Source organism: Vibrio sp. M60_M70 (genome assembly GCF_037162085.1).
GTDB classification, from domain to species: domain Bacteria; phylum Pseudomonadota; class Gammaproteobacteria; order Enterobacterales; family Vibrionaceae; genus Vibrio; species Vibrio diabolicus.
On record NZ_JARLUL010000001.1, the window covers coordinates 3,342,875 to 3,365,361 of the forward strand.

Below are 22,487 nucleotides of genomic sequence, written 5' to 3' on the forward strand. Positions count from 1 at the left end.
CGGGGACTTTTTATTGTTTATTTAAGTAAGCAAGAAGCTCATCAGCTGAGATGCCCTGTTGAGCAAGATCTTTTGCCAACAGCTCAACTTGTTCACCTTTGCGCGACTCAATCACTTGCTGGAATTGGTACACGATATCACGCAAAATTGGCAGAGGTACTTGTTTAGCCGCACTACGAATACGCTCGGAGCTTTGATTACCCAGCTCATTAAGCAACTTGCCAAACATCACCTTTTCTGGTGAATCTTCCATTTGCTCTAGAATACGAGCCATTTCATACGTGGTTAACGACATTACTTTTTGAGTTCCGTTATGGTGTCAGGAAAAGTCTGAACGACAAATATACACGCCTTACTTACATTGGAAAATACTAAATTACACTGTTTTACGCTTTCGCAAAGCTTGAATGCCAGTTCTTACCTGCTTTTGTAAACAGAACCACCAACGCAGGCAATAGAACCCACATATGAATTGCGATCAGTGTTTGAGGCTCCAAAGATAAACGCTGCAACGTACCAACCAACAAACCAGAGCCACTCATTTGGAACAACCCAAGCAGTGCCGCAGCCGTACCCGCTTTGTCACCAAACGGTTCCAATGCTTTCCCTGCTGCTGCACCCAGAATGAATGCAAAACCCACTGACGACATGAAAATAGGTAGCATAAAAGAAAGCGCGGTATTCTGACCATTCATCACTAGCATGATCACACCTGCGAGGCCCAGAGTTGAGATCCCGGTGACCAAGGTGTTGTGCGTGCCAACGCGCTCCATAAACTTAGGCGCCAACATACATGCCGCAATGTTTATCACCGCATTCACACCAAACCAGAAAGTGAATTCATTCATCGACAGCCCCATCCCCGTCATCAATACCGACGGTGCTGAGGTAACGTAAGCAAGAATAACCGCCATAGCCATCAAGCATAATGACGCATGGAAAACAAAAGATGGTGTGCTAAGCACTGCCCAATAACGGCTGAGCTTAAACACGGCTTGCTTTTCCGTTGATGGGTTAGTCTCTTTCATCATGAAAAACATCAATGAACCGGACACAACGGCAAAGCCCGCCATAAAGCTGAAGTTAGCTCGCCAATCAAATTGCTGAGTTAACCAACTACCTAGAATTGGAGCTAATGCCGGAATAAAACAAATCGCGCCGTTAAGATAGCTTATCATTTTGCCGCTTTTTTCCGGGCCAAAGATATCGCGAACTGTTGCAAAGGCTGCTACCGATGTCGCACACGCACCTAAGCCTTGTAGCAGTCGGGAAACCAACATCCATTCAATATTTTGAGCACTCCACGCCAATAAAGCGCTCATCGCATAGATAGTGATACCGCCCAATGCAACAGTTCGACGTCCGAGTTTATCTGCCAAAGGGCCAGCAAACAGTTGCCCTACACCCATCGCAAATAAGAACCAAGTGATCGTGTCTTGTGCTAGCGCATTATCGACCTGAAAAGTGGAAGCAATAAGAGGTAAAGCAGGTAGATAAATATCAATCGCAAGAGGACTGAAAAGAACCAAAAGGGTCAATAACGCCATCTGTTTTTTACTATTAGAAAACTGGCTAGGCACACAACACTCCGAATTGGATAAAGAACTTTGGATAGAGCTTAATCATCTGATGATATGAATGGAAATGATGTATAATCATGAGCATTATTCCTTAGAGGAAATTCACCGTGAACGTCGAAAAACTGGCTCGTATCGATTTAAATCTATTGGTCTGTTTTAAAGTTTTGATAGAAGAGTTAAATGTCACCCGAGCCGCCCACCGACTGTGCTTGAGTCAGTCTGCCGTGAGCAAATCACTGGCTAAACTGCGCATCCAATTTGATGACCCGCTTTTCACCCGAAACTCGCATGGATTAACACCAACACCGCGCGCTTTGTTTCTTAAGCCGAAACTGGATCTGTTGATAAACCAGTTAGAAGTACTGACTCAACCAGAAGAGTTCTCTCCACAAAGTAGCGAATACCGTTTTCAAATAGCAGCGGTTGAAAGTGTTTACCCTCTGATTCTACCCCATTTCTTACCGGCGATTTTTCAGCAGGCCCCTGGGGTAACGATCAGCACTCACCCTTGGTCCGATAATACTTTTAAAATGCTGCAACGTGGCGAGCTAGACTTAGGCTTAACTGGAAAAGATATCGATATTAATGATGCCAAGCTGACTCTGCTGCCACCCGATGACATATGCGAACTGGAAATTTATCGAGATCACCAGATGTGTATTATTCGCAAAAATCACCCAGCATTAAAACAGCCTTGGAACCTCGAAGCGTATCTCGCCCTGCGTCACGTACAAGTGCGTTGTGACGGCAACGACCGTTGGCTGTTAGATTATCGCCTTGCCGATATTGGAGCCGACCGCGATATTGCCGTCACCGTTCCCGACTTTAATAGTGCCGCAAGTTTATGTTCCTACACTGACTTTATTTTTACCGCCCCAAGCCATTTTGTGCAGCTCGCTGCTAAACAGCTTGATTTGGTCGTACTACCACTCCCGCTAGAATTTCCACCTATGGCTTACACTTTATTCTGGCACCGAGACAGAGAAAACGACCCTGCATTGGGTTGGCTACGTGCGATGATCACACAAAAAACCGATCACCTTAGATAAAAATACCGCTCTCAATTTGCGCTTAGCGGGTAAAATGAGTAGCTTAACTGTCGTAGTCCTTTTTGGCTCATCTATGGCCTAGTTGTACTCCGACTCAACCTAAGTCATTGCAAACTTGCGTTGATCATAAACTGCATGAAGCAGAAGGAAACAGCTCCCACACCTGAGCATGAAGGAGCGGTAATTTGAAGGAATAAAACAGATGCACAACGAAACCCTCAGCCGCGTGAATGCGATTCGCGAATGGCTTATACAACATAATATTGATGCCCTACTGGTTCCGCACGAGGACGAGTACTTGGGCGAATACGTCCCAGCGCACAACGAGCGTTTACATTGGCTAACAGGCTTTACTGGTTCTGCTGGTGCTGCGGTAATCACCAAAGACAAAGCCGCTATCTTTGTTGATGGCCGCTATACCGTTCAAGTCACCAAACAAGTCCCTGGTGACCTATTTGAATATCGTCACCTTATTGAAGAGCCAGCTTTAGATTGGGTTCTAGACAACCTGCCAACAAAAGCATCTGTCGCAATTGACCCTCGTATGCACAGCTCAGCTTGGCTAGACATGGCACAAGCTAAACTGGCTGGAAAGCTTGAGCTAAATATTCTGACCAACAACCCAATTGATGAGTTGTGGCATGACCGCCCAGCGCCTGTTGTCTCTGATGTTCGCCTGATGCCAACAGAAGCCGTCGGTCAACCAAGTGAGAGTAAGCGTCAAGAGATCGCCCAACTGGTAAAAAAAGCGGGTGCAGATAGCGCTGTGATCACAGCATTAGATTCTATTTGTTGGCTGCTGAATGTACGTGGTTTGGATGTATCACGCCTACCAGTTCTGCTTTCTCACGCGATTCTGCATGCCGACTCAACCGTTGAATACTTCCTCGATCCTGCTCGTCTACCTGCTGATTTTGACGCTCACGTAGGCACCGGTGTGACCGTTCACCACCCAGAAGCACTTCAATCTCGCCTTGAAGCCATGACAGGTAAAAAGGTATTAGTTGACCCGGCAATCAGTAACGCTTGGTTTAAGCTAGTACTACAAAACTCTGGTGCGTCCGTGATTGCAGCAGCAGACCCATGTCTGATGCCAAAAGCGGCGAAGAACTCGGTTGAAATTGCGGGTATGAAGGCGTGTCATATCCGTGATGGCGTGGCAATGAGCAAGTTCCTATGTTGGTTAGATGCGGAAGTTGCTGCTGGTAACCTGCATGACGAAGCGACATTAGCAGACAAACTGGAAGCATTTCGTAGCGAAGACCCTACGCTAATGGATCTCAGCTTCGATACCATTTCAGCCGCGGGCGGCAACGCGGCCATGTGTCACTACAATCACGAGAACCAACCTGAACCTGGTAAGTTAGAACTGAACACGCTTTACCTTGTGGACTCAGGCGGTCAGTACCTCGATGGCACTACCGACATCACGCGTACTATCGCGATTGGTCAACCTTCTGCAGAAATGAAGAAGCAATTTACGTTGGCGCTGAAAGGTCATATTGGCGTTGCTCGAGCTCGTTTCCCGAAAGGCACACGTGGTTATCAAATCGATACTCTAGCTCGTCAGCACCTATGGGCGGAAGGTTACGATTACGATCACGGTACTGGTCACGGTGTTGGTCACTTCCTAAGTGTTCATGAAGGTCCAGCGAGCATTTCGAAAAAGCAAATCGACGTGCCTCTAACAGAAGGTATGGTGCTATCCAACGAGCCAGGTTACTACCGTGCAGATGCGTTTGGTATCCGTATTGAAAACCTAGAGCTTGTTGTTGAAACACCAACTAACGGTGACTTCCCTGTTCTGTCATTTGAGTCACTAACACGCTGCCCAATCGACAAACGCAACATCAATGTTGATATGTTAACTCGTCCAGAACTTGCTTGGCTGAATGATTACCACCAGAAAGTATGGGATGAGATCAGCCCGCTAGTCGAAGGTGATGTTAAAGAGTGGCTTCGTCAAGCAACGCTACCTGTAGCACACAGCTAGAAGCTAGAAGCTAGAAAAATAGAGGGTTGATGTTTTGCATCAACCCTCTTTCTTTTCCTATGTTTCACGTGAAACATAACGATGACCAGTTGCTTTATTTGTTGCTTAACCAGAATACGCCGAGTGCCAGTCTCGCCATACTGGGTCAAAGCCTTTGGCTCGAATCATATCTTCCACAGAACCAGCACTTCGCTCATCACTGATCTCAAACTGCTCGAGTTCAACATCATCCATCGCATAACCACCCGGCTGAGTATTCGATGCAGCAGACATACTGGTGATGCCTAACGGCAATGCGTTGTCTCTAAACTTCGGTGACTCACGCGTCGATAACGACAACTCCACTTCTGGATTCAACAAACGATAAGCGCAAATCAACTGAACAAGTTGCTTATCCGTCATGACTGATTTTGGTTGGAGCGCGCCCTCACAAGGACGCAAACGCGGGAAAGAAATTGAGTAACGAGTCTGCCAATACGTGCGCTCAAGATAGTCCAAGTGCGCTGCCACATAAAAACAATCTGTACGCCACTCTTCCAATCCTATCAAAGCGCCAATACCGATCTTATCGATGCCCGCTTTTGCAAGACGATCGGGTGTATCCAATCGGTATTCGAAATCCATCTTATTGCCACGTAAATGGTGCTCAGCATAAGTCGAAGGATGATACGTTTCTTGATAAACCATAACCGCATCCAAACCCAATGTCTTGAGCTCTGCGTATTCGTCTTGATCTAGCGGCTGCACTTCCATCGCCAAATAATTAAAGCGTTGCTTAATCATAGGCACCATTTCGCGGAAGTATTTCATGCCCACTTTGGTTTCGTGTTCGCCAGTCACCAGCAATACGCTATCGAACTTCATGCGTTTAATGGCTTCAACTTCTGCAGCCACTTCGTCCCTATTCAAGGTACGACGCTTGATTCTGTTCTCCATCGAGAAGCCACAATAAGTACAAGCATTGGCGCACAAGTTAGAAAGGTACAGTGGAATGTAAAGCGACATGGTATTGCCAAACCGCTTGCGAGTTGCCGAGTATGACAACTGCGCCATTTGCTCTAAGTATGCTTCAGCCGCGGGTGAAATTAGCGCTTTAAAGTCTTCCAAATCACGCTTGGGTTTATTCAATGCTCGCTCGACATCTTGTGCTGTTTTCGCATAGATCGACATCGAAATGTCATCCCAATTAAGCTGCTTAAATTGCTCAACGAAGCTCATGTTTTCCTCGCTTAATAGCTAAATCAATCTAGGACTAAAGCTCATCTAGGAATGACGTCAGTGGACTCGACGCAACCGCATGAGAAACCTTACCCGCAAGTCCGGCTTCATAAGCCATACGCCCCGACTCTACCGCCAACTTAAATGCTTTCGCCATCGCAACGGGATCGCTCGAAGCTGCAATCGCAGTATTGACGAGCACGGCATCCGCGCCCATTTCCATCGCACGCGCGGCATGTGAAGGAGCACCAATACCCGCATCAACAACGACAGGAACATTAGCTTGGTCGATAATGATCTCTAGGAAGTCGTGAGAAACTATCCCTTTGTTGGAACCAATCGGCGCACCCAATGGCATGACTGCGGCACAGCCTACCTCTTCCAATCGTTTACACAGAACCGGGTCAGCATGACAATAAGGAAGGACAATGAAGCCTTCACGAACCAGTTGCTCAGCGGCTGCAAGTGTCTCAATTGGATCGGGCATCAAGTACTTCGGGTCTGGATGAATTTCCAGTTTTAACCAGTTAGTACCTAATGCTTCTCGCGCCAGTTGTGCCGCAAACACAGCATCTTTAGCATTCTTTGCACCTGAAGTGTTCGGCAATAAGTTCACCCCAGCTTGTACTAACGGCAGCAAAATATCGTCTTGTTGGTCGTTCACATCCACACGCTTCAACGCCATGGTCGCAAGTTGACAACCCGACACTTGAATCGCTTCTGCCATTAGTCGGCTGTTGGCAAACTTCCCTGTTCCTGTGAACAGTCTAGATTCGAATTGTTTATCACCAATTTTAAGCATCGACTTTAACCCCCTGCGATCGCTTGAAACAAAGAGATGCTATCTCCCTGTGAAAGAACTGTGCTAGCCCACTCACTGCGCGGCACAACATTGTTATTAATTGCAAAAACACAGCCCATTTCAGGCAACGCAAATTGACTAATGATTTGCTGTAGATTCGACTTACTGGCGACTTGATGTGACTGGTCATTGATGACAATAGTGATCATATCTAAGTCAGCAGCGGTCATTTGTGTTGCTTGTTGTTCTGATAACGTCATTGCTTCCAACTCTCTTAATTCTGTCCATTACTCGTAAGCTAAACCTGAGCACACACTTGGCACTGTTTGTCTTTGCTTATCGCCATGGTTTGCCATTGCATTTTCAATCCATCAAACAGATGTAACTTAGCAGTCTCAACATGAAACTTTCCCGTCGCCAGTTTTTGAATTGCCGCTATCGCTTGGTAGTTGCCAAGTGTGCCCACCACCGGACCGACGACACCGCTCTCACTGCACTTTTGCGTTTGCGGTAATTCGTCGAACGGATACAAACAGCGGTAACAGGCTTTACTCTGCGCTTCTTGTTCACTTGGTGTTTGGTAATCAAAGACAGCGAATTGTCCTTGCCAACCAATTGCCGCTGCTGAAATGAGTGGCGTATTTTGCTCGAAACAAACTTGGTTAATGAGCTGGCGCGTTGGCATGTTATCGGTGCAGTCGAGCACCACATCCGCTAGCATCACCTCAAGCTGCAGCTGTGCTTTGTCTAATCGCTTATTGAGAGCACGAACTTGGACCATAGAATTAAGTTCAGTGAGTTGCTTTACAGTCGCTTCTGTTTTCGCAACTTGGAGGTCTTGTTCACGATAAATGATCTGACGCTGTAGGTTACTGCTATCAACTTCATCGTCATCGACCACAACCAATTTACCAACACCCGCTGATGCCAAGTACAAACTCGCTGCGCTCCCTAACCCACCACAACCGATGATCAGCACATGCGATTTGCTCAAACGCTCTTGCCCACCTTCAGCAATTTCAGGCAGAGCGACTTGGCGTTGATAGCGAAGGAACTGCTTATCCGTGAGCATGCTCGCCTCTCTTGGTATGCGCCAATTCACTATTCTGATCAGTAAACGTTAGCTGTCTTTCCTTCATCAGTTGTGCAAAAAACTCGATAACGGACTGAGGTGATTCTGCCAAGGTAATAGCTCGCACAACTGCCAAACTAGAAACACCTGTTTGCCAAACTTGGTCTGCATTAGATTGGTCAATGCCACCAATCGCGACCGTCGGAAAGCCAAGTACATAGTCACTACCTGCTTTGTCTTTTGCAGGACGGAAAACCGACTCTGTGTTTCCATAAGGAATGCTATCAATCAGTTTTTGATACAGTGCCAAGCGCACCAAACCTTGTGGTTTCGATGGCATCTGTTTTGTGGTGGTTGGGAAAATATGCCCTAGCGCGATGTAGCTAGGATGAATTTGTACGATACGCAGTAACTCATAATAACCATGAGTAGAAAGACCAAGACGAATACCCGCTTTAGCTAGCTGAGCCAAATTCGACTCTTCTATGTCTTCTTGTCCTAGGTGAACGCCATAAGCGTCATGCTTGATTGCCAACTGCCAATAGTCATTGATGAACACTTGTGCTTGATATTGACGACCTAGCTCAATTGCTCGAATGATCTGTTGTTCCAAATCGGCTTGTTGTGGGTTCTTGATTCGTAGTTGAATAGTGTTGATGCCTAAAGGCAGTAGACGCTCAATCCAAGCAACGTCATCAACGACTGGGTAGAGCCCTAGACTTTGCTTAGTTAGAGTTGGAAAGCTAACGCTCTCACCTTGTGCAGACCAACCAACTTGAATACCTAGTCGGTTATCCTCCAGTACAGGTGTGGGGAAATCATCAAATTGGTCAGCCCACTGAGTAGTTCGCTCTCCGTCGAAGTTGTCATTCAACAGTGTTTCACGTGAAACATTCGCTTGTTGAGTTAGCATTCCTCGAGCAAGTGTTAACGCGTCTTCGATAGGAAAATCGAGTACTGTCAGCGTCACTATCCAAGCAAGGTGATGTTCGGGATAGAACATTGCGTTGAATTTGGACTTAACGGAAAGCGCTCTCACTTCGTCGTTAAAGGGGTGACGCCAGATATCAAGCTGATGCACTTTCTCCTTTTTATCGGAAACCTGAGTATCAGCAATACCAATGTAAATCGCTTTCGACGGTTGCTTTGCGCACGCTTCTACCGATAAAGAAGAGTGGTAATAGAGCGTAAATGAACACTCGCGATAAGAGTCATCACCATCAATAAGATCAGTCGTTATATGTGTAGTCTGTTGGTCGCGAACAAGCTGAATAGATTGAGTTGGGCTCACACCCAACTCAATGTCTTCGATGCTAAAACCCTGTTCTCTCGCCAACAACAAACATTGTTGAACTAAACCTGTTAGCTCAATCAATGATGACGGAATAAGGATTTTGCTCATTAGTCACTTACCTCGGCATGTGCTGCTGGGTGGTATAGCTCGGAGCCTGACTCTCTAAATTCTTGCGATTTCTGACGCATCCCCTCAAGAGGATCATCCAGCATTTTGATTGAGATAGCTTGGTCCGCAGCAACTTGCTCAGTGTCTTTCGCATACTCTCGTACCTCTTGCGAGATCTTCATCGAGCAGAACTTTGGACCGCACATCGAGCAGAAGTGAGCAACTTTTCCAGACTCTTGAGGCAAGGTTTCATCATGGAAAGCACGCGCGGTATCTGGGTCGAGTGACAAGTTAAATTGGTCTTCCCAGCGGAACTCGAAGCGAGCTTTAGAAAGCGCGTTATCACGAACTTGTGCACCAGGGTGTCCCTTCGCTAAATCAGCGGCGTGCGCAGCAAGCTTGTAAGTGATCATGCCTACCTTCACGTCTTCTTTGTTTGGTAAGCCAAGATGCTCTTTAGGTGTTACGTAACAAAGCATCGCACAGCCATACCAGCCAATCATGGCAGCGCCAATACCTGACGTAATATGGTCGTAACCAGGAGCGACGTCTGTCGTCAGTGGACCAAGGGTGTAGAACGGAGCTTCATGGCAGTGCTCTAGCTGCTCTTCCATGTTCTCTTTGATCATGTGCATTGGAACATGGCCAGGACCTTCGATAATCACCTGTACGTCGTATTCCCACGCAACCTTAGTCAACTCACCAAGAGTACGAAGCTCCGCAAATTGCGCTTCGTCATTAGCATCGGCAACCGAACCAGGGCGCAGACCATCACCGAGAGAAAGTGCCACATCATACTTGGAACAGATTTCACAGATCTCTCGGAAGTGGGTGTATAAGAAGCTTTCTTGGTGATGCGCTAAACACCATTTCGCGATGATAGAACCACCACGAGAGACGATGCCAGTAACACGCTTTGCAGTCATTGGCACATAGCGAAGTAGTAAACCGGCATGGATAGTGAAGTAATCAACGCCCTGTTCTGCTTGCTCAATCAGAGTATCGCGCATCACTTCCCAGTTAAGGTTTTCGGCAACTCCATTCACTTTCTCAAGCGCTTGATACATAGGTACAGTACCGATCGGAACCGGGCTGTTACGCAGAATCCACTCGCGAGTTTCGTGGATGTTACGTCCAGTAGAGAGATCCATAACGGTATCCCCACCCCAGCGTGTCGCCCAAACGAGCTTCTCAACTTCTTCCTCAATCGAAGACGTCACCGATGAGTTACCGATATTGGCGTTCACTTTGACCAAAAAGTTACGTCCAATGATCATTGGTTCGGATTCTGGGTGGTTGATATTGGAAGGGATAATCGCGCGACCTTCGGCGACTTCTTTACGCACAAACTCGGCGGTAATGCCTTTTGGAAGATTCGCTCCAAAGCTTTGACCAGGATGCTGTTGATTCAGTACATCATCACGGTACTTGGCACGACCCATGTTTTCACGCAGCGCGATGAATTCCATTTCTGGGGTAATAATGCCTTTGCGAGCATAGTGCAGCTGAGTGACGCACTGCCCATCCTTAGCGCGTCGAATACGTGGCAGGTTACCGTAACGCAGGTCGTCTAACGTCTCATCCTCTAAACGTTCTTTAGTGTATACCGAGCTTACTTCATCAAGTAACTCTGTGTCACCGCGCTCTTCAATCCAGCTTTCTCTTAGCTTTGGTAGGCCACTATAAAGGTCAATATCGTAGTTCGGATCAGTATAAACACCTGACGTATCGTAGACTCGGACGGCTTCATTTGGCTCGAAAATAGGCGCTTCTTTTGTGCCACCAATCAGACTATCTGCTAGCGCTATTTCACGCATAGGTACACGAACATCTGGACGTGAACCTTCTACATATACTTTTGTGGAATTTGGGTACGGCTGTACCGAGAGTGTTTCAATGAACTGTTTTGCTTCCAGTCTCGCTTGTTTGCGACTCGACATAGCATTTTTCCTTGCTTTGTTATACTAGATAAAAAGTAATTGGATAAAAATGCTTGGCGGATAGATGCGACAAGAGGAGTCAAATTAAGGCTAAATAAAGCTTAAGTAATTTGCCTATAACAACATTCGACTATTTGATAGGTCAACCAGAAAGAACTCCGGTATAAATATCTTCTCTTGTTCCCTTCGCAGATTCTAATCTGATCAGGTTCAACGGATCCCGAATTAACGGTCTCAGCCTTATGGCACTCCGACAAGTGATATCAGTATATAAAAACGGCCTGGTTAAACCAAGCCGACCTGTTTAATTTTTAACTACTTTGCTAGCTGCGCATCAATAATTGGAAACCGATCCACGCAGCAGAGATGCTCAGCACCACATTTAATAAAATATTTAACCCCATCTTAAAAAATGCACCTTGCTGCATAAGTAAAACATTATCCATAGAAAAGGTGGAAAACGTCGTCAGTGCCCCTAAAAAGCCCAAACCAATCACTTGTCGCCAAGGTTCTGTTGCCAGCAGTTCATTGTCGAACGCAGCAATCAACAAGCCCATTATAAATGAACCGACTACATTAACGGTTAACGTACCGTATGGAAAACCACGCCCCAATAAAATGACACACAGTTCAGATATCAAGTAACGAGAACACGCACCGAAAGCACCACCTAGTGCAATAAAACCAAGAATGGAAAACTGCCCCATAATTCCCCCAACACTATTGATGACGATATTGTAACCAAAACTAAAGCAATATTGATGGTGAAATTTTAGAATTCGACAACGTATTGCATTTAAAACACGCTGAGATTAAAAAAGTTACAGGAGTCACTTTACTTCAATATACCCCATCAAACCGGTTTTCATATGCTCAATAACATGGCAGTGATACATCCAACGTCCAGGGTTGTTAGCAACAAAGGCAGCTTTGGCACTGCCATTTTTTCCAAGTAAAACCGTATCGGTATGGAACGGTTCGTCGAGTTTCTTTCCATCTAACTCAAGAACAGTAAATGTATGCCCATGAAGATGAATAGGATGATGATATTGAGTAACGTTCTTCAAATTGAAGATATAGGTTTTTCCAAGCTCCAATGTTGAAAGTGGCGCAGGGATATTATCTATGCTCATTCCCTCCCAAGCCCGTTTGTTCATCAGCCAGAATTTAGGTATCGCTTTGCCCGGTTTATCGACAGGAGTGATCGCCCCCTCCCATTCAAGCACATAATCGATTTGCTCCGCATTTTCCAAATCAAGATCAGGCACAGGGTTGAGAGGCAATAAAGGCAGTTTCTTGTTGCTTGGCAGGTCAGAATCAACAACTTCAAACTCACACAAAGAGAATGGGAAGCGCCCTTTCATTTGACGCACATAAACACGCTCTCCAGCCTTCGGAGCAATCAATCCGATATCCAATCTCATTCCCGGGCCAATTTTGTGTTGAGTGAGCCTATAAGGCGTTTTAACTGGATTGCCATCGATGGCAATAACCCAAGCCTCTGTGCCTTCAATCGCGATCGGATAGGTAATGGTGTTATCGACATTAGCAATTCTTAATCGCGTAGTCGCGTTCTGCTTCAGCGTATAAACAGGCTCATGAATACCATTGACGCTACTCCACTCTCCTGGCGTTCCCATACGTGCACTCAAGCGCGGCACCATTAGATTCTTCCACTGTCCTTGCTTGTCTAAATGCCAATGCTTGAGGACGACTTCATGCTCTTCATCAAACTGAACAGGCTCAGCCTCTTCAACAATTATTAGCCCAACCAACCCCATACCAAGCTGCTTAACACTGTTCATGTGTGGGTGATACCAAAACGTACCTGCATCTGGCGGGGTAAACTCATACGTAAAAGTCTCTCCGGGCATGATAGGAGCCTGGCTTAAAAACGGAACTCCATCCATTTCAATAGGAATCCTCAAGCCATGCCAATGAATCGTCGTCGGCTCTGATAGCTTATTGATGAAGTTGATTGTTACCTTTTCCCCTTGTCGGCAACGAATTATCGGTGCAGGTATACGCCCATTAAAAGCTAATACCTCAGTATTGAAACCGGGCACTAGTTCAGCCGTAGAAGGCTCTGCAGTGATATCGTATATATGTTGCCCCTTATTAGTACTCCGAGATAGAGAACATGCAGGAAGAACGGTAAGCGCGGAGATTGCTAAGGATGATTGAAGGAAGCGTCGACGAGATATATCCATACATAGTTACCCATTAATCCAGATCGGTTGAGTGTAACTAAATATAAATAATGATTCTCAATTATTACTAACATTTCGGAGCACTTGGTTATAACGACTAGTCTAATAGGTTGGTGAGTTCGAGTAGCTAATAAATACTTACAAAGAGCAGCAGGCAGCAAAAAGTCATATAGGTGGGATGAGAGGACACATGCATAGTGGCAAGCAGATACAAAAAAGGCTCTGACCTAAGTCAGAGCCTTGATATATGGCAGGGGTGGAGAGATTCGAACTCCCAACACGCGGATTTGGAATCCGCTGCTCTGCCAATTGGAGCTACACCCCTGTAGAATTCTTATATTCTAGATTTGACAAAACCTCGCATGGGCGAGGTTGTCGATATTAAGTGGCGGAGTGGACGGGACTCGAACCCGCGACCCCCGGCGTGACAGGCCGGTATTCTAACCAACTGAACTACCACTCCGCAGTGGTATCACTCGCTTGTAATCGGCAAGTGTCCAAAATTTAAAGCCTGGCGATGTCCTACTCTCACATGGGGAAGCCCCACACTACCATCGGCGCTATTTCGTTTCACTTCTGAGTTCGGCATGGAAGTCAGGTGGGTCCAAAACGCTATGGTCGCCAAGCAAATTCTTTAATTCGGAAAGCTGTTTCTTAATTCTCGTTCTTACACATTCAATGTTCTTTCATTGAGTCCATCAAAACCCCTTGGGTGTTGTATGGTTAAGCCTCACGGGCAATTAGTACAGGTTAGCTCAACGCCTCACAACGCTTACACACCCTGCCTATCAACGTCGTAGTCTACGACAACCCTTTAGGATACTTAAAGTATCAGGGAGAACTCATCTCAAGGCTCGCTTCCCGCTTAGATGCTTTCAGCGGTTATCGATCCCGAACTTAGCTACCGGGCAATGCGTCTGGCGACACAACCCGAACACCAGAGGTTCGTCCACTCCGGTCCTCTCGTACTAGGAGCAGCCCCTTTCAATTCTCCAACGCCCACGGCAGATAGGGACCGAACTGTCTCACGACGTTCTAAACCCAGCTCGCGTACCACTTTAAATGGCGAACAGCCATACCCTTGGGACCGACTTCAGCCCCAGGATGTGATGAGCCGACATCGAGGTGCCAAACACCGCCGTCGATATGAACTCTTGGGCGGTATCAGCCTGTTATCCCCGGAGTACCTTTTATCCGTTGAGCGATGGCCCTTCCATTCAGAACCACCGGATCACTATGACCTGCTTTCGCACCTGCTCGAATTGTCATTCTCGCAGTCAAGCGGGCTTATGCCATTGCACTAACCTCACGATGTCCAACCGTGATTAGCCCACCTTCGTGCTCCTCCGTTACGCTTTGGGAGGAGACCGCCCCAGTCAAACTACCCACCAGGCACTGTCCGCAACCCCGATAAGGGGTCGACGTTAGAACATCAACACTACAAGGGTGGTATTTCAAGGACGGCTCCACGCAATCTAGCGACTGCGCTTCAAAGCCTCCCACCTATCCTACACATGTAGGGTCAATGTTCAGTGCCAAGCTGTAGTAAAGGTTCACGGGGTCTTTCCGTCTAGCCGCGGGTACACTGCATCTTCACAGCGATTTCAATTTCACTGAGTCTCGGGTGGAGACAGCGTGGCCATCATTACGCCATTCGTGCAGGTCGGAACTTACCCGACAAGGAATTTCGCTACCTTAGGACCGTTATAGTTACGGCCGCCGTTTACCGGGGCTTCGATCAAGAGCTTCGACCGAAGTCTAACCCCATCAATTAACCTTCCGGCACCGGGCAGGCGTCACACCGTATACGTCATCTTACGATTTTGCACAGTGCTGTGTTTTTAATAAACAGTTGCAGCCACCTGGTATCTGCGACTCTCAATAGCTCCATCCGCGAGGGACTTCACCGTCGAGAGCGTACCTTCTCCCGAAGTTACGGTACCATTTTGCCTAGTTCCTTCACCCGAGTTCTCTCAAGCGCCTTGGTATTCTCTACCCGACCACCTGTGTCGGTTTGGGGTACGATTCCTTACAATCTGAAGCTTAGAGGCTTTTCCTGGAAGCATGGCATCAATGACTTCACATCCGTAGATGCTCGACGTCGTGTCTCAGCCTTAAAGAGAGCCGGATTTACCTAACTCTCAAGCCTACGCACTTGAACCTGGACAACCGTCGCCAGGCCCACCTAGCCTTCTCCGTCCCCCCATCGCAATTGTAAGAAGTACGGGAATATTAACCCGTTTCCCATCGACTACGCCTTTCGGCCTCGCCTTAGGGGTCGACTTACCCTGCCCCGATTAACGTTGGACAGGAACCCTTGGTCTTCCGGCGAGGAGGTTTTTCACCCCCTTTATCGTTACTCATGTCAGCATTCGCACTTCTGATACGTCCAGCATGCGTTACCACACACCTTCAACCGCTTACAGAACGCTCCCCTACCCAATATACAAAAGTATATTGCCGCAGCTTCGGTTTACTACTTAGCCCCGTTACATCTTCCGCGCAGGCCGACTCGACCAGTGAGCTATTACGCTTTCTTTAAATGATGGCTGCTTCTAAGCCAACATCCTGGCTGTCTGAGCCTTCCCACATCGTTTCCCACTTAGTAGTAATTTGGGACCTTAGCTGGCGGTCTGGGTTGTTTCCCTCTCCACGACGGACGTTAGCACCCGCCGTGTGTCTCCCGGATAGTACTTACTGGTATTCGGAGTTTGCAAAGGGTTGGTAAGTCGGGATGACCCCTAGCCTTAACAGTGCTCTACCCCCAGTAGTATTCGTCCGAGGCGCTACCTAAATAGCTTTCGGGGAGAACCAGCTATCTCCAGGTTTGATTGGCCTTTCACCCCTAGCCACAAGTCATCCGCTAATTTTTCAACATTAGTCGGTTCGGTCCTCCAGTTGATGTTACTCAACCTTCAACCTGCCCATGGCTAGATCACCTGGTTTCGGGTCTATATCCAGAGACTGAACGCCCAGTTAAGACTCGGTTTCCCTACGGCTCCCCTAGATGGTTAACCTTGCCACTGAATATAAGTCGCTGACCCATTATACAAAAGGTACGCAGTCACAGGACAAAGCCTGCTCCTACTGCTTGTACGTACACGGTTTCAGGTTCTATTTCACTCCCCTCACAGGGGTTCTTTTCGCCTTTCCCTCACGGTACTGGTTCACTATCGGTCAGTCAGTAGTATTTAGCCTTGGAGGATGGTCCCCCCATATTCAGACAGGATATCACGTGTCCCGCCCTACTCGATTTCACTGAATATGCGTCGTCAGTTACGGGGCTATCACCCTGTATCGCCAAGCTTTCCAGCTTGTTCACCTGACGCCTATAAAGCTTAAGGGCTAGTCCAATTTCGCTCGCCGCTACTTTCGGAATCTCGGTTGATTTCTTTTCCTCGGGGTACTTAGATGTTTCAGTTCCCCCGGTTCGCCTCGTTATGCTATGTATTCACATAACGATACTTACTTATGTAAGTGGGTTTCCCCATTCGGAAATCCCAGACTCAAGTGGTTTTTACTACCTAATCTGGGCTTATCGCAAGTTAATACGTCCTTCATCGCCTCTGACTGCCAAGGCATCCACCGTGTACGCTTAGTCACTTAACCATACAACCCGAAGGAGTTTCGAATTGAAGTTAAACAACCAAAGTTGTCTCTCATTATTTGAATGAGCGAGAGACATATCGATTTTGCCGGACTCAAATTCCAAGAACACTTGAATGTGTTTTTAGTTGTATTCATAAATGAATACTTTGAGAACTTTACAAACAACAATAAATTGTTGTTTTGTCAGCTTTCCAAATTGTTAAAGAGCTATGTTTCTTCACAAGGAAGTTACATTTTCTAAAGACTTTCAGAGTCAAAAATGCCAACCAGTATCAATTGCTTGTTCTGGTTTGGACGTTTTATTCCAAAAATACTTAGAGAATGGTGGGCGATACCGGGCTCGAACCAGTGACCCCCTGCTTGTAAGGCAGGTGCTCTCCCAACTGAGCTAATCGCCCACATTATTTTGATTTCCGTGGAAGGAAATGGTGGGTCGTGCAGGATTCGAACCTGCGACCAATTGATTAAAAGTCAACTGCTCTACCAACTGAGCTAACGACCCAATGGTATCCCGTAGGGGAGTCGAACCCCTGTTACCGCCGTGAAAGGGCGGTGTCCTAGGCCTCTAGACGAACGGGACACTAAGTTGAACATCTTGGGGGATGTTCTATCTCTTAAACTTCATAAACCGTATCAATCTGTGTGAACACTCATCGCAATAATCATCGTTTAAGGAGGTGATCCAGCGCCAGGTTCCCCTAGCGCTACCTTGTTACGACTTCACCCCAGTCATGAACCACAAAGTGGTAAGCGTCCCCCCGAAGGTTAAACTACCTACTTCTTTTGCAGCCCACTCCCATGGTGTGACGGGCGGTGTGTACAAGGCCCGGGAACGTATTCACCGTGGCATTCTGATCCACGATTACTAGCGATTCCGACTTCATGGAGTCGAGTTGCAGACTCCAATCCGGACTACGACGCACTTTTTGGGATTCGCTCACTTTCGCAAGTTGGCCGCCCTCTGTATGCGCCATTGTAGCACGTGTGTAGCCCTACTCGTAAGGGCCATGATGACTTGACGTCGTCCCCACCTTCCTCCGGTTTATCACCGGCAGTCTCCCTGGAGTTCCCGACATTACTCGCTGGCAAACAAGGATAAGGGTTGCGCTCGTTGCGGGACTTAACCCAACATTTCACAACACGAGCTGACGACAGCCATGCAGCACCTGTCTCAGAGTTCCCGAAGGCACCAATCCATCTCTGGAAAGTTCTCTGGATGTCAAGAGTAGGTAAGGTTCTTCGCGTTGCATCGAATTAAACCACATGCTCCACCGCTTGTGCGGGCCCCCGTCAATTCATTTGAGTTTTAATCTTGCGACCGTACTCCCCAGGCGGTCTACTTAACGCGTTAGCTCCGAAAGCCACGGCTCAAGGCCACAACCTCCAAGTAGACATCGTTTACGGCGTGGACTACCAGGGTATCTAATCCTGTTTGCTCCCCACGCTTTCGCATCTGAGTGTCAGTATCTGTCCAGGGGGCCGCCTTCGCCACCGGTATTCCTTCAGATCTCTACGCATTTCACCGCTACACCTGAAATTCTACCCCCTCTACAGTACTCTAGTCTGCCAGTTTCAAATGCTATTCCGAGGTTGAGCCCCGGGCTTTCACATCTGACTTAACAAACCACCTGCATGCGCTTTACGCCCAGTAATTCCGATTAACGCTCGCACCCTCCGTATTACCGCGGCTGCTGGCACGGAGTTAGCCGGTGCTTCTTCTGTCGCTAACGTCAAACAACGCCGCTATTAACGACGCCGCCTTCCTCACGACTGAAAGTACTTTACAACCCGAAGGCCTTCTTCATACACGCGGCATGGCTGCATCAGGCTTGCGCCCATTGTGCAATATTCCCCACTGCTGCCTCCCGTAGGAGTCTGGACCGTGTCTCAGTTCCAGTGTGGCTGATCATCCTCTCAGACCAGCTAGGGATCGTCGCCTTGGTGAGCCCTTACCTCACCAACTAGCTAATCCCACCTAGGCATATCCTGACGCGAGAGGCCCGAAGGTCCCCCTCTTTGGCCCGTAGGCATCATGCGGTATTAGCCATCGTTTCCAATGGTTATCCCCCACATCAGGGCAATTTCCTAGGCATTACTCACCCGTCCGCCGCTCGACGCCGTTATCGTTCCCCGAAGGTTCAGATAACTCGTTTCCGCTCGACTTGCATGTGTTAGGCCTGCCGCCAGCGTTCAATCTGAGCCATGATCAAACTCTTCAATTTAAGATTTTGTTCGGCTCAATGAATACTGAACATTACATAAAGTAATGTTTGAATTGACTGTGCTGAATCCGAAGATTCAATGGTCACTTCGTTTCATTGAAACCTAAATTGTTTCCGAAGAAACTATTTGGATTATCATCAACGAGTGCCCACACAGATTGATAGGTCTATATTGTTAAAGAGCTTGCTTTGCGAGAAGCTTTTCTCTCAAAGCGGAGGTGCATTCTAGCGATTTAATTGACAGTGTCAAACACTTTTTCAATTTTATTTTCGTAGAAGCTTTTTACCTCTCCGACTCTGCTGAAGCCTTATCGCGTCTGCCGTGTCGGTGGATGCGCATTATAGGGAACTCAGATCCGTTCGCAACCCTTTTTTGGAAAAAAATGGAAAAAACTGACTGTTCGATGACTATTTCATCAAAAAAGCAAAAAAGAGGGTAAAAAACCCTCTTTTTCAGCCTCAAAAGTCGTATTTAAATGAATGCGTACGCGTCTGCGAACATACGTTCGCTCTTCGCTTTCTTGTTCTGAGTGAACTGTTCACGTGCTGCTCCAGCCATTTCGAAACGACCTGCAATATAGATATCGTAGTTTTCTAAGCTTTCGAAATCTTCACTCACCGCTTGTAGCACGTTACCAACCTTACCTTGCCAATCAGCAGGTGCTTCTTCTACTACTGGAACAAAGTGAACGTTAGTAAACTTATCGGCGATCTCGACCAGTTCTTCTTTTGCATAAAGTTGGCAGTTATCACGCGCCCCCCAATATAGATAGATAGGGTTGGTTTTATTCTGCGCTACGCAGTGATCCAGAATCGAGCGCACGTAACTAAAACCTGTACCACCAGCAATTAATAATAGTGGACGTTCACTTTCTTCTTGAACCCAAGCATCACCATGCGGGGCATCAATTTCAATCTGACCATCAGTTTCAAGCGCCGCTTGCATTGCTTCGACAACTTCTTGAGCGTAAGCGTTGTGTTCCGCCGCACCGATGTGCAGTTCAAGTTCACCTTCATGACGGCAAGGGCTGCTCGCGATAGAGAAAGGACGTTTGTCTTTTTCACCCATCACTACCATCAGGTACTGACCCGCTTTAAAAGGCACTGGTGATTCTGGGTGAAGAAGGATTTGGTAAGTATTACAAGCTAACGGCTGAATAGACTTTACTTTACATTGGATGGTCATGGTGTTCCTCTCGCTTACTCATCAAAAGTAAGCACTAAATTACTTTCTGTATAGGCTTGGCAAGGGAATATCCAACCTTGCTGTTGCTCTTTTTCGGTTAGCATCGGTTCGAGGTGGTAATTCACCTCGCCCGTTAGCTTTTTACACATGCACATGGCGCAAGCGCCAACTTGGCAACGGTGAGGGAAGCGAATATTGTTGTTGAGCGCAGCTTCCAACACCGTCTCCCCTTCTTTTACTGGAAACGTAACGTCCATTGGTAGAAGGTGGACTTGATGACTCATAGAATACCTAACTGGTCCCAAATCTCATCGACTTTAGCCACAAGTTTAGGATCTTTTTTGATAGGCGTACCCCACTCGCGCGTGACTTCAGATTCGAACTTGTTGGTCGCATCCAATCCTAATTTGGATGAACTCTCAGTATTACCACGCACTTGAGTTGTGTCTCTATCTGGGTCCATTCGAGTTGTCACAGCCCAAATGATGTCATTCCAATCTCGTGCATTGACGTCATCGTCGCACAAGATAATGAATTTGTTATCCGCGTACTGAGCAAAGAAACCCCATAAATATTCCATCAATTCTTGAGATTGACCGGCTTGGTCTTTCTTCATGGTCACAACAGCAAATTGGTTGTTTGCTGTGGCTGGTAGATAGACATCAACAATCTCAGGACGTTGCTGTTTTAATGCATCCAGATCCGCTTCGTTAATCGCTTTATTGTCACGCTCAGTAACCTTGGTTCGTGTCGCGAGTTCAGCATCCCATTTAATGGTCGCATCTAAACCCATCTTGGAGCCAAGACCGACCACAGGTGAAGCAAAGTCGAGCGAGTCGATTGGCGTGTTATCTATCATCAAGGTATCACGTACTGGGTCCATATGCTCTGACATGGCTTTCACGACATCATTCCAATCTCGTGCATTTACCGATTCATCGCACACAATAACAAACTTGGTGTACATGAATTGACGTAAGAAAGACCACACGCCCATCATTACGCGCTTGGCATGTCCTGGGTACTGCTTCTTCATGGTGACGACTGCCATTCGGTACGAACAACCTTCTGGCGGTAGATAGAAGTCTTCAATTTCTGGGAACTGCTTTTGCAGAATCGGCACAAAGACTTCGTTTAATGCCACACCCAATACAGCTGGTTCATCTGGCGGACGGCCTGTGTAGGTACTGTGGTAGATTGGGTCTTTACGCATGGTAATGTGCGTAATGGTAAACACGTGGTGCTTTTCTTTTTCGTTGTAGTAGCCAGTGTGATCGCCATAAGGACCTTCATCAGCAAACTCGTTCGGGTCGATATAGCCTTCCATCACGATTTCAGCGCTCGCTGGCACTTCCAAATCATTACTAACTGACTTCACGACTTCAGTTTTGCTGCCACGTAGTAAACCTGCAAATGCGTATTCCGATAACGTATCTGGCACTGGCGTTACTGCGCCAAGAATGGTTGCGGGGTCTGCACCAAACGCAACCGAAACTGGGAAAGGTTTACCTGGATTGGTTTCCATCCAATCACGTAGGTCAAGCGCACCACCACGATGAGCTAACCAACGCATTATGATTTTGTTCTTGGCGATTTTCTGTTGGCGGTAAATACCTAGGTTCTGACGTTTCTTGTTTGGACCTTTGGTCACGGTTAAGCCCCACGTAAGCAGTGGTGCAACGTCTTCCGCCCAGCAACTCATTACCGGGATTTTGTCCAAGTCGACTTCATCACCTTGCCACACAATCTCTTGGCACGATGCTTTTCTTAAGCGCTTGGCTGGCATGTTCAATACTTGCTTGAACACTGGCAATTTTTCCAATGCGTCTTTGAAGCCTTTTGGTGGCTCAGGTTCTTTCAAATAAGCCAGCAGCTTACCGACTTCTCTTAATTCTTTAACATCTTCACGTCCCATACCAATCGCGACACGCTCTGGTGTACCAAATAGGTTGGTCAAAACAGGTACGTCGTAGCCAATTGGGTTCTCAAACAACAGCGCAGGTCCACCAGCACGCAAGGTGCGGTCACTGATTTCTGTCATTTCGTAAGCGGGGTCGACGGGGTGAGCAATGCGTTTAAGTCGACCTTTCTGTTCTAGGTGGTCGATAAATTCGCGTAAATCCTTAAAACTCATAGGCCTTCATGACTGGCTGATTAAACTGTCCGCAGTATAACAAATAGGAGGACGCTAAGATCCTCCTATT

15 protein-coding genes, 5 tRNA genes, 3 rRNA genes and 1 riboswitch are annotated in these 22,487 nt (G+C 47.1%); of the genes, 2 read left to right on the forward strand and 21 right to left on the reverse strand.

Annotated features, from left to right (window positions below):
- Positions 1 to 10 precede the first annotated feature (10 nt).
- Both tsrA and P4S59_RS15640 read right to left on the reverse strand, forming a co-directional pair.
- Complete coding sequence (tsrA, locus tag P4S59_RS15635) at positions 11 to 295, reverse strand: H-NS-like global regulator TsrA (RefSeq protein ID WP_005397034.1); 285 nt, start codon at positions 293 to 295, stop codon at positions 11 to 13.
- A 91-nt stretch (positions 296 to 386) separates the two neighbouring features.
- A complete protein-coding gene (locus P4S59_RS15640; protein WP_031780601.1) occupies positions 387 to 1,547 on the reverse strand; it encodes a multidrug effflux MFS transporter in 1,161 nt (386 codons plus the stop codon).
- A gap of 140 nt (positions 1,548 to 1,687) precedes the next feature.
- On the opposite strand from P4S59_RS15640, the gene P4S59_RS15645 reads away from it, so the two are divergent.
- Positions 1,688 to 2,629 carry a LysR family transcriptional regulator gene (locus tag P4S59_RS15645; protein WP_005397044.1) on the forward strand — a complete coding sequence of 314 codons (942 nt, stop codon included), beginning with the start codon at positions 1,688 to 1,690 and terminating at the stop codon, positions 2,627 to 2,629.
- A 202-nt stretch (positions 2,630 to 2,831) separates the two neighbouring features.
- Complete coding sequence (locus P4S59_RS15650) at positions 2,832 to 4,622, forward strand: aminopeptidase P family protein (protein WP_337168618.1); 1,791 nt, start codon at positions 2,832 to 2,834, stop codon at positions 4,620 to 4,622.
- 105 nt (positions 4,623 to 4,727) lie between these two features.
- Here P4S59_RS15650 and thiH read toward each other — a convergent pair whose 3' ends face one another.
- The 19 genes from thiH to ubiD all read right to left on the reverse strand — a co-directional run bounded on the left by thiH (position 4,728) and on the right by ubiD (position 22,417).
- On the reverse strand, positions 4,728 to 5,840 hold the full coding sequence (gene thiH, locus P4S59_RS15655) for a 2-iminoacetate synthase ThiH (protein ID WP_337168619.1): 1,113 nt from the start codon (positions 5,838 to 5,840) through the stop codon (positions 4,728 to 4,730).
- A 34-nt stretch (positions 5,841 to 5,874) separates the two neighbouring features.
- Positions 5,875 to 6,642 carry a thiazole synthase gene (locus P4S59_RS15660; RefSeq protein WP_104974679.1) on the reverse strand — a complete coding sequence of 256 codons (768 nt, stop codon included), beginning with the start codon at positions 6,640 to 6,642 and terminating at the stop codon, positions 5,875 to 5,877.
- A 5-nt stretch (positions 6,643 to 6,647) separates the two neighbouring features.
- Positions 6,648 to 6,902, reverse strand: coding sequence for a sulfur carrier protein ThiS (gene thiS, locus P4S59_RS15665; RefSeq protein ID WP_038877425.1), 255 nt, complete (start codon positions 6,900 to 6,902; stop codon positions 6,648 to 6,650).
- 38 nt (positions 6,903 to 6,940) lie between these two features.
- Entirely contained in the window at positions 6,941 to 7,714 is a 774-nt protein-coding gene (thiF, locus tag P4S59_RS15670) for a thiazole biosynthesis adenylyltransferase ThiF (RefSeq protein ID WP_337168620.1), read from the reverse strand.
- Positions 7,701 to 9,116, reverse strand: coding sequence for a thiamine phosphate synthase (locus P4S59_RS15675; protein WP_337168621.1), 1,416 nt, complete (start codon positions 9,114 to 9,116; stop codon positions 7,701 to 7,703). Before P4S59_RS15675 ends, thiF begins: the two co-directional genes overlap by 14 nt.
- Positions 9,116 to 11,056: a phosphomethylpyrimidine synthase ThiC gene (thiC, locus tag P4S59_RS15680; RefSeq protein WP_337168622.1), complete on the reverse strand. Its 1,941-nt coding sequence runs from the start codon at positions 11,054 to 11,056 to the stop codon at positions 9,116 to 9,118. The genes P4S59_RS15675 and thiC overlap by 1 nt, the downstream gene beginning before the upstream one ends.
- Positions 11,057 to 11,220: 164 nt before the next feature.
- Positions 11,221 to 11,319: riboswitch (TPP riboswitch) on the reverse strand.
- A gap of 60 nt (positions 11,320 to 11,379) precedes the next feature.
- Positions 11,380 to 11,763, reverse strand: a complete 384-nt coding sequence (gene crcB, locus P4S59_RS15685; protein ID WP_005397071.1) for a fluoride efflux transporter CrcB — start codon at positions 11,761 to 11,763, stop codon at positions 11,380 to 11,382.
- A gap of 123 nt (positions 11,764 to 11,886) precedes the next feature.
- A complete protein-coding gene (locus P4S59_RS15690) occupies positions 11,887 to 13,266 on the reverse strand; it encodes a multicopper oxidase family protein (protein ID WP_337168623.1) in 1,380 nt (459 codons plus the stop codon).
- 248 nt (positions 13,267 to 13,514) lie between these two features.
- Positions 13,515 to 13,591, reverse strand: a tRNA-Trp gene (locus tag P4S59_RS15695).
- A 61-nt stretch (positions 13,592 to 13,652) separates the two neighbouring features.
- Positions 13,653 to 13,729, reverse strand: a tRNA-Asp gene (locus P4S59_RS15700).
- A gap of 46 nt (positions 13,730 to 13,775) precedes the next feature.
- Positions 13,776 to 13,892, reverse strand: a 5S ribosomal RNA gene (gene rrf / locus P4S59_RS15705).
- 93 nt (positions 13,893 to 13,985) lie between these two features.
- Positions 13,986 to 16,875 (reverse strand): 23S ribosomal RNA (locus P4S59_RS15710).
- 322 nt (positions 16,876 to 17,197) lie between these two features.
- Positions 17,198 to 17,273: transfer RNA gene (locus tag P4S59_RS15715), tRNA-Val, on the reverse strand.
- Between the two features lie 28 nt (positions 17,274 to 17,301).
- Positions 17,302 to 17,377 (reverse strand) — tRNA-Lys (locus tag P4S59_RS15720).
- Between the two features lie 2 nt (positions 17,378 to 17,379).
- Positions 17,380 to 17,455, reverse strand: a tRNA-Glu gene (locus P4S59_RS15725).
- Positions 17,456 to 17,545: 90 nt separating this feature from the next.
- Positions 17,546 to 19,097: ribosomal RNA gene (locus tag P4S59_RS15730) — 16S ribosomal RNA — on the reverse strand.
- The 16S, 23S and 5S rRNA genes sit together here with 5 tRNA genes alongside, the layout of an rRNA operon.
- A gap of 472 nt (positions 19,098 to 19,569) precedes the next feature.
- Positions 19,570 to 20,283 (reverse strand): NAD(P)H-flavin reductase, encoded by a 714-nt coding sequence (fre, locus tag P4S59_RS15735; RefSeq protein ID WP_005398442.1) that lies wholly within the window; start codon positions 20,281 to 20,283, stop codon positions 19,570 to 19,572.
- 14 nt (positions 20,284 to 20,297) lie between these two features.
- The gene (locus P4S59_RS15740) at positions 20,298 to 20,567 is read right to left on the reverse strand and encodes a 2Fe-2S iron-sulfur cluster-binding protein (protein ID WP_012841284.1); all 270 of its coding nucleotides are present in this window, start codon (positions 20,565 to 20,567) and stop codon (positions 20,298 to 20,300) included.
- Positions 20,564 to 22,417, reverse strand: coding sequence for a 4-hydroxy-3-polyprenylbenzoate decarboxylase (gene ubiD / locus P4S59_RS15745; RefSeq protein WP_268980005.1), 1,854 nt, complete (start codon positions 22,415 to 22,417; stop codon positions 20,564 to 20,566). Before ubiD ends, P4S59_RS15740 begins: the two co-directional genes overlap by 4 nt.
- Positions 22,418 to 22,487: the final 70 nt, after the last annotated feature.

Excerpts from the sequence above, each read along its gene's own strand:
- thiH (WP_337168619.1), bottom strand. The coding sequence starts at position 5,840 with ATGAGCTTCGTTGAGCAATTTAAGCAGCTTAATTGGGATGACATTTCG.
- P4S59_RS15650 (WP_337168618.1), top strand. The coding sequence starts at position 2,832 with ATGCACAACGAAACCCTCAGCCGCGTGAATGCGATTCGCGAATGGCTT.
- P4S59_RS15740 (WP_012841284.1), bottom strand. The coding sequence starts at position 20,567 with ATGAGTCATCAAGTCCACCTTCTACCAATGGACGTTACGTTTCCAGTA.
- P4S59_RS15660 (WP_104974679.1), bottom strand. The coding sequence starts at position 6,642 with ATGCTTAAAATTGGTGATAAACAATTCGAATCTAGACTGTTCACAGGA.
- tsrA (WP_005397034.1), bottom strand. The coding sequence starts at position 295 with ATGTCGTTAACCACGTATGAAATGGCTCGTATTCTAGAGCAAATGGAA.
- P4S59_RS15640 (WP_031780601.1), bottom strand. The coding sequence starts at position 1,547 with ATGGCGTTATTGACCCTTTTGGTTCTTTTCAGTCCTCTTGCGATTGAT.
- ubiD (WP_268980005.1), bottom strand. The coding sequence starts at position 22,417 with ATGAGTTTTAAGGATTTACGCGAATTTATCGACCACCTAGAACAGAAA.
- thiC (WP_337168622.1), bottom strand. The coding sequence starts at position 11,056 with ATGTCGAGTCGCAAACAAGCGAGACTGGAAGCAAAACAGTTCATTGAA.
- P4S59_RS15690 (WP_337168623.1), bottom strand. The coding sequence starts at position 13,266 with ATGGATATATCTCGTCGACGCTTCCTTCAATCATCCTTAGCAATCTCC.
- crcB (WP_005397071.1), bottom strand. The coding sequence starts at position 11,763 with ATGGGGCAGTTTTCCATTCTTGGTTTTATTGCACTAGGTGGTGCTTTC.
- P4S59_RS15675 (WP_337168621.1), bottom strand. The coding sequence starts at position 9,116 with ATGAGCAAAATCCTTATTCCGTCATCATTGATTGAGCTAACAGGTTTA.
- thiF (WP_337168620.1), bottom strand. The coding sequence starts at position 7,714 with ATGCTCACGGATAAGCAGTTCCTTCGCTATCAACGCCAAGTCGCTCTG.
- fre (WP_005398442.1), bottom strand. The coding sequence starts at position 20,283 with ATGACCATCCAATGTAAAGTAAAGTCTATTCAGCCGTTAGCTTGTAAT.
- thiS (WP_038877425.1), bottom strand. The coding sequence starts at position 6,902 with ATGACGTTATCAGAACAACAAGCAACACAAATGACCGCTGCTGACTTA.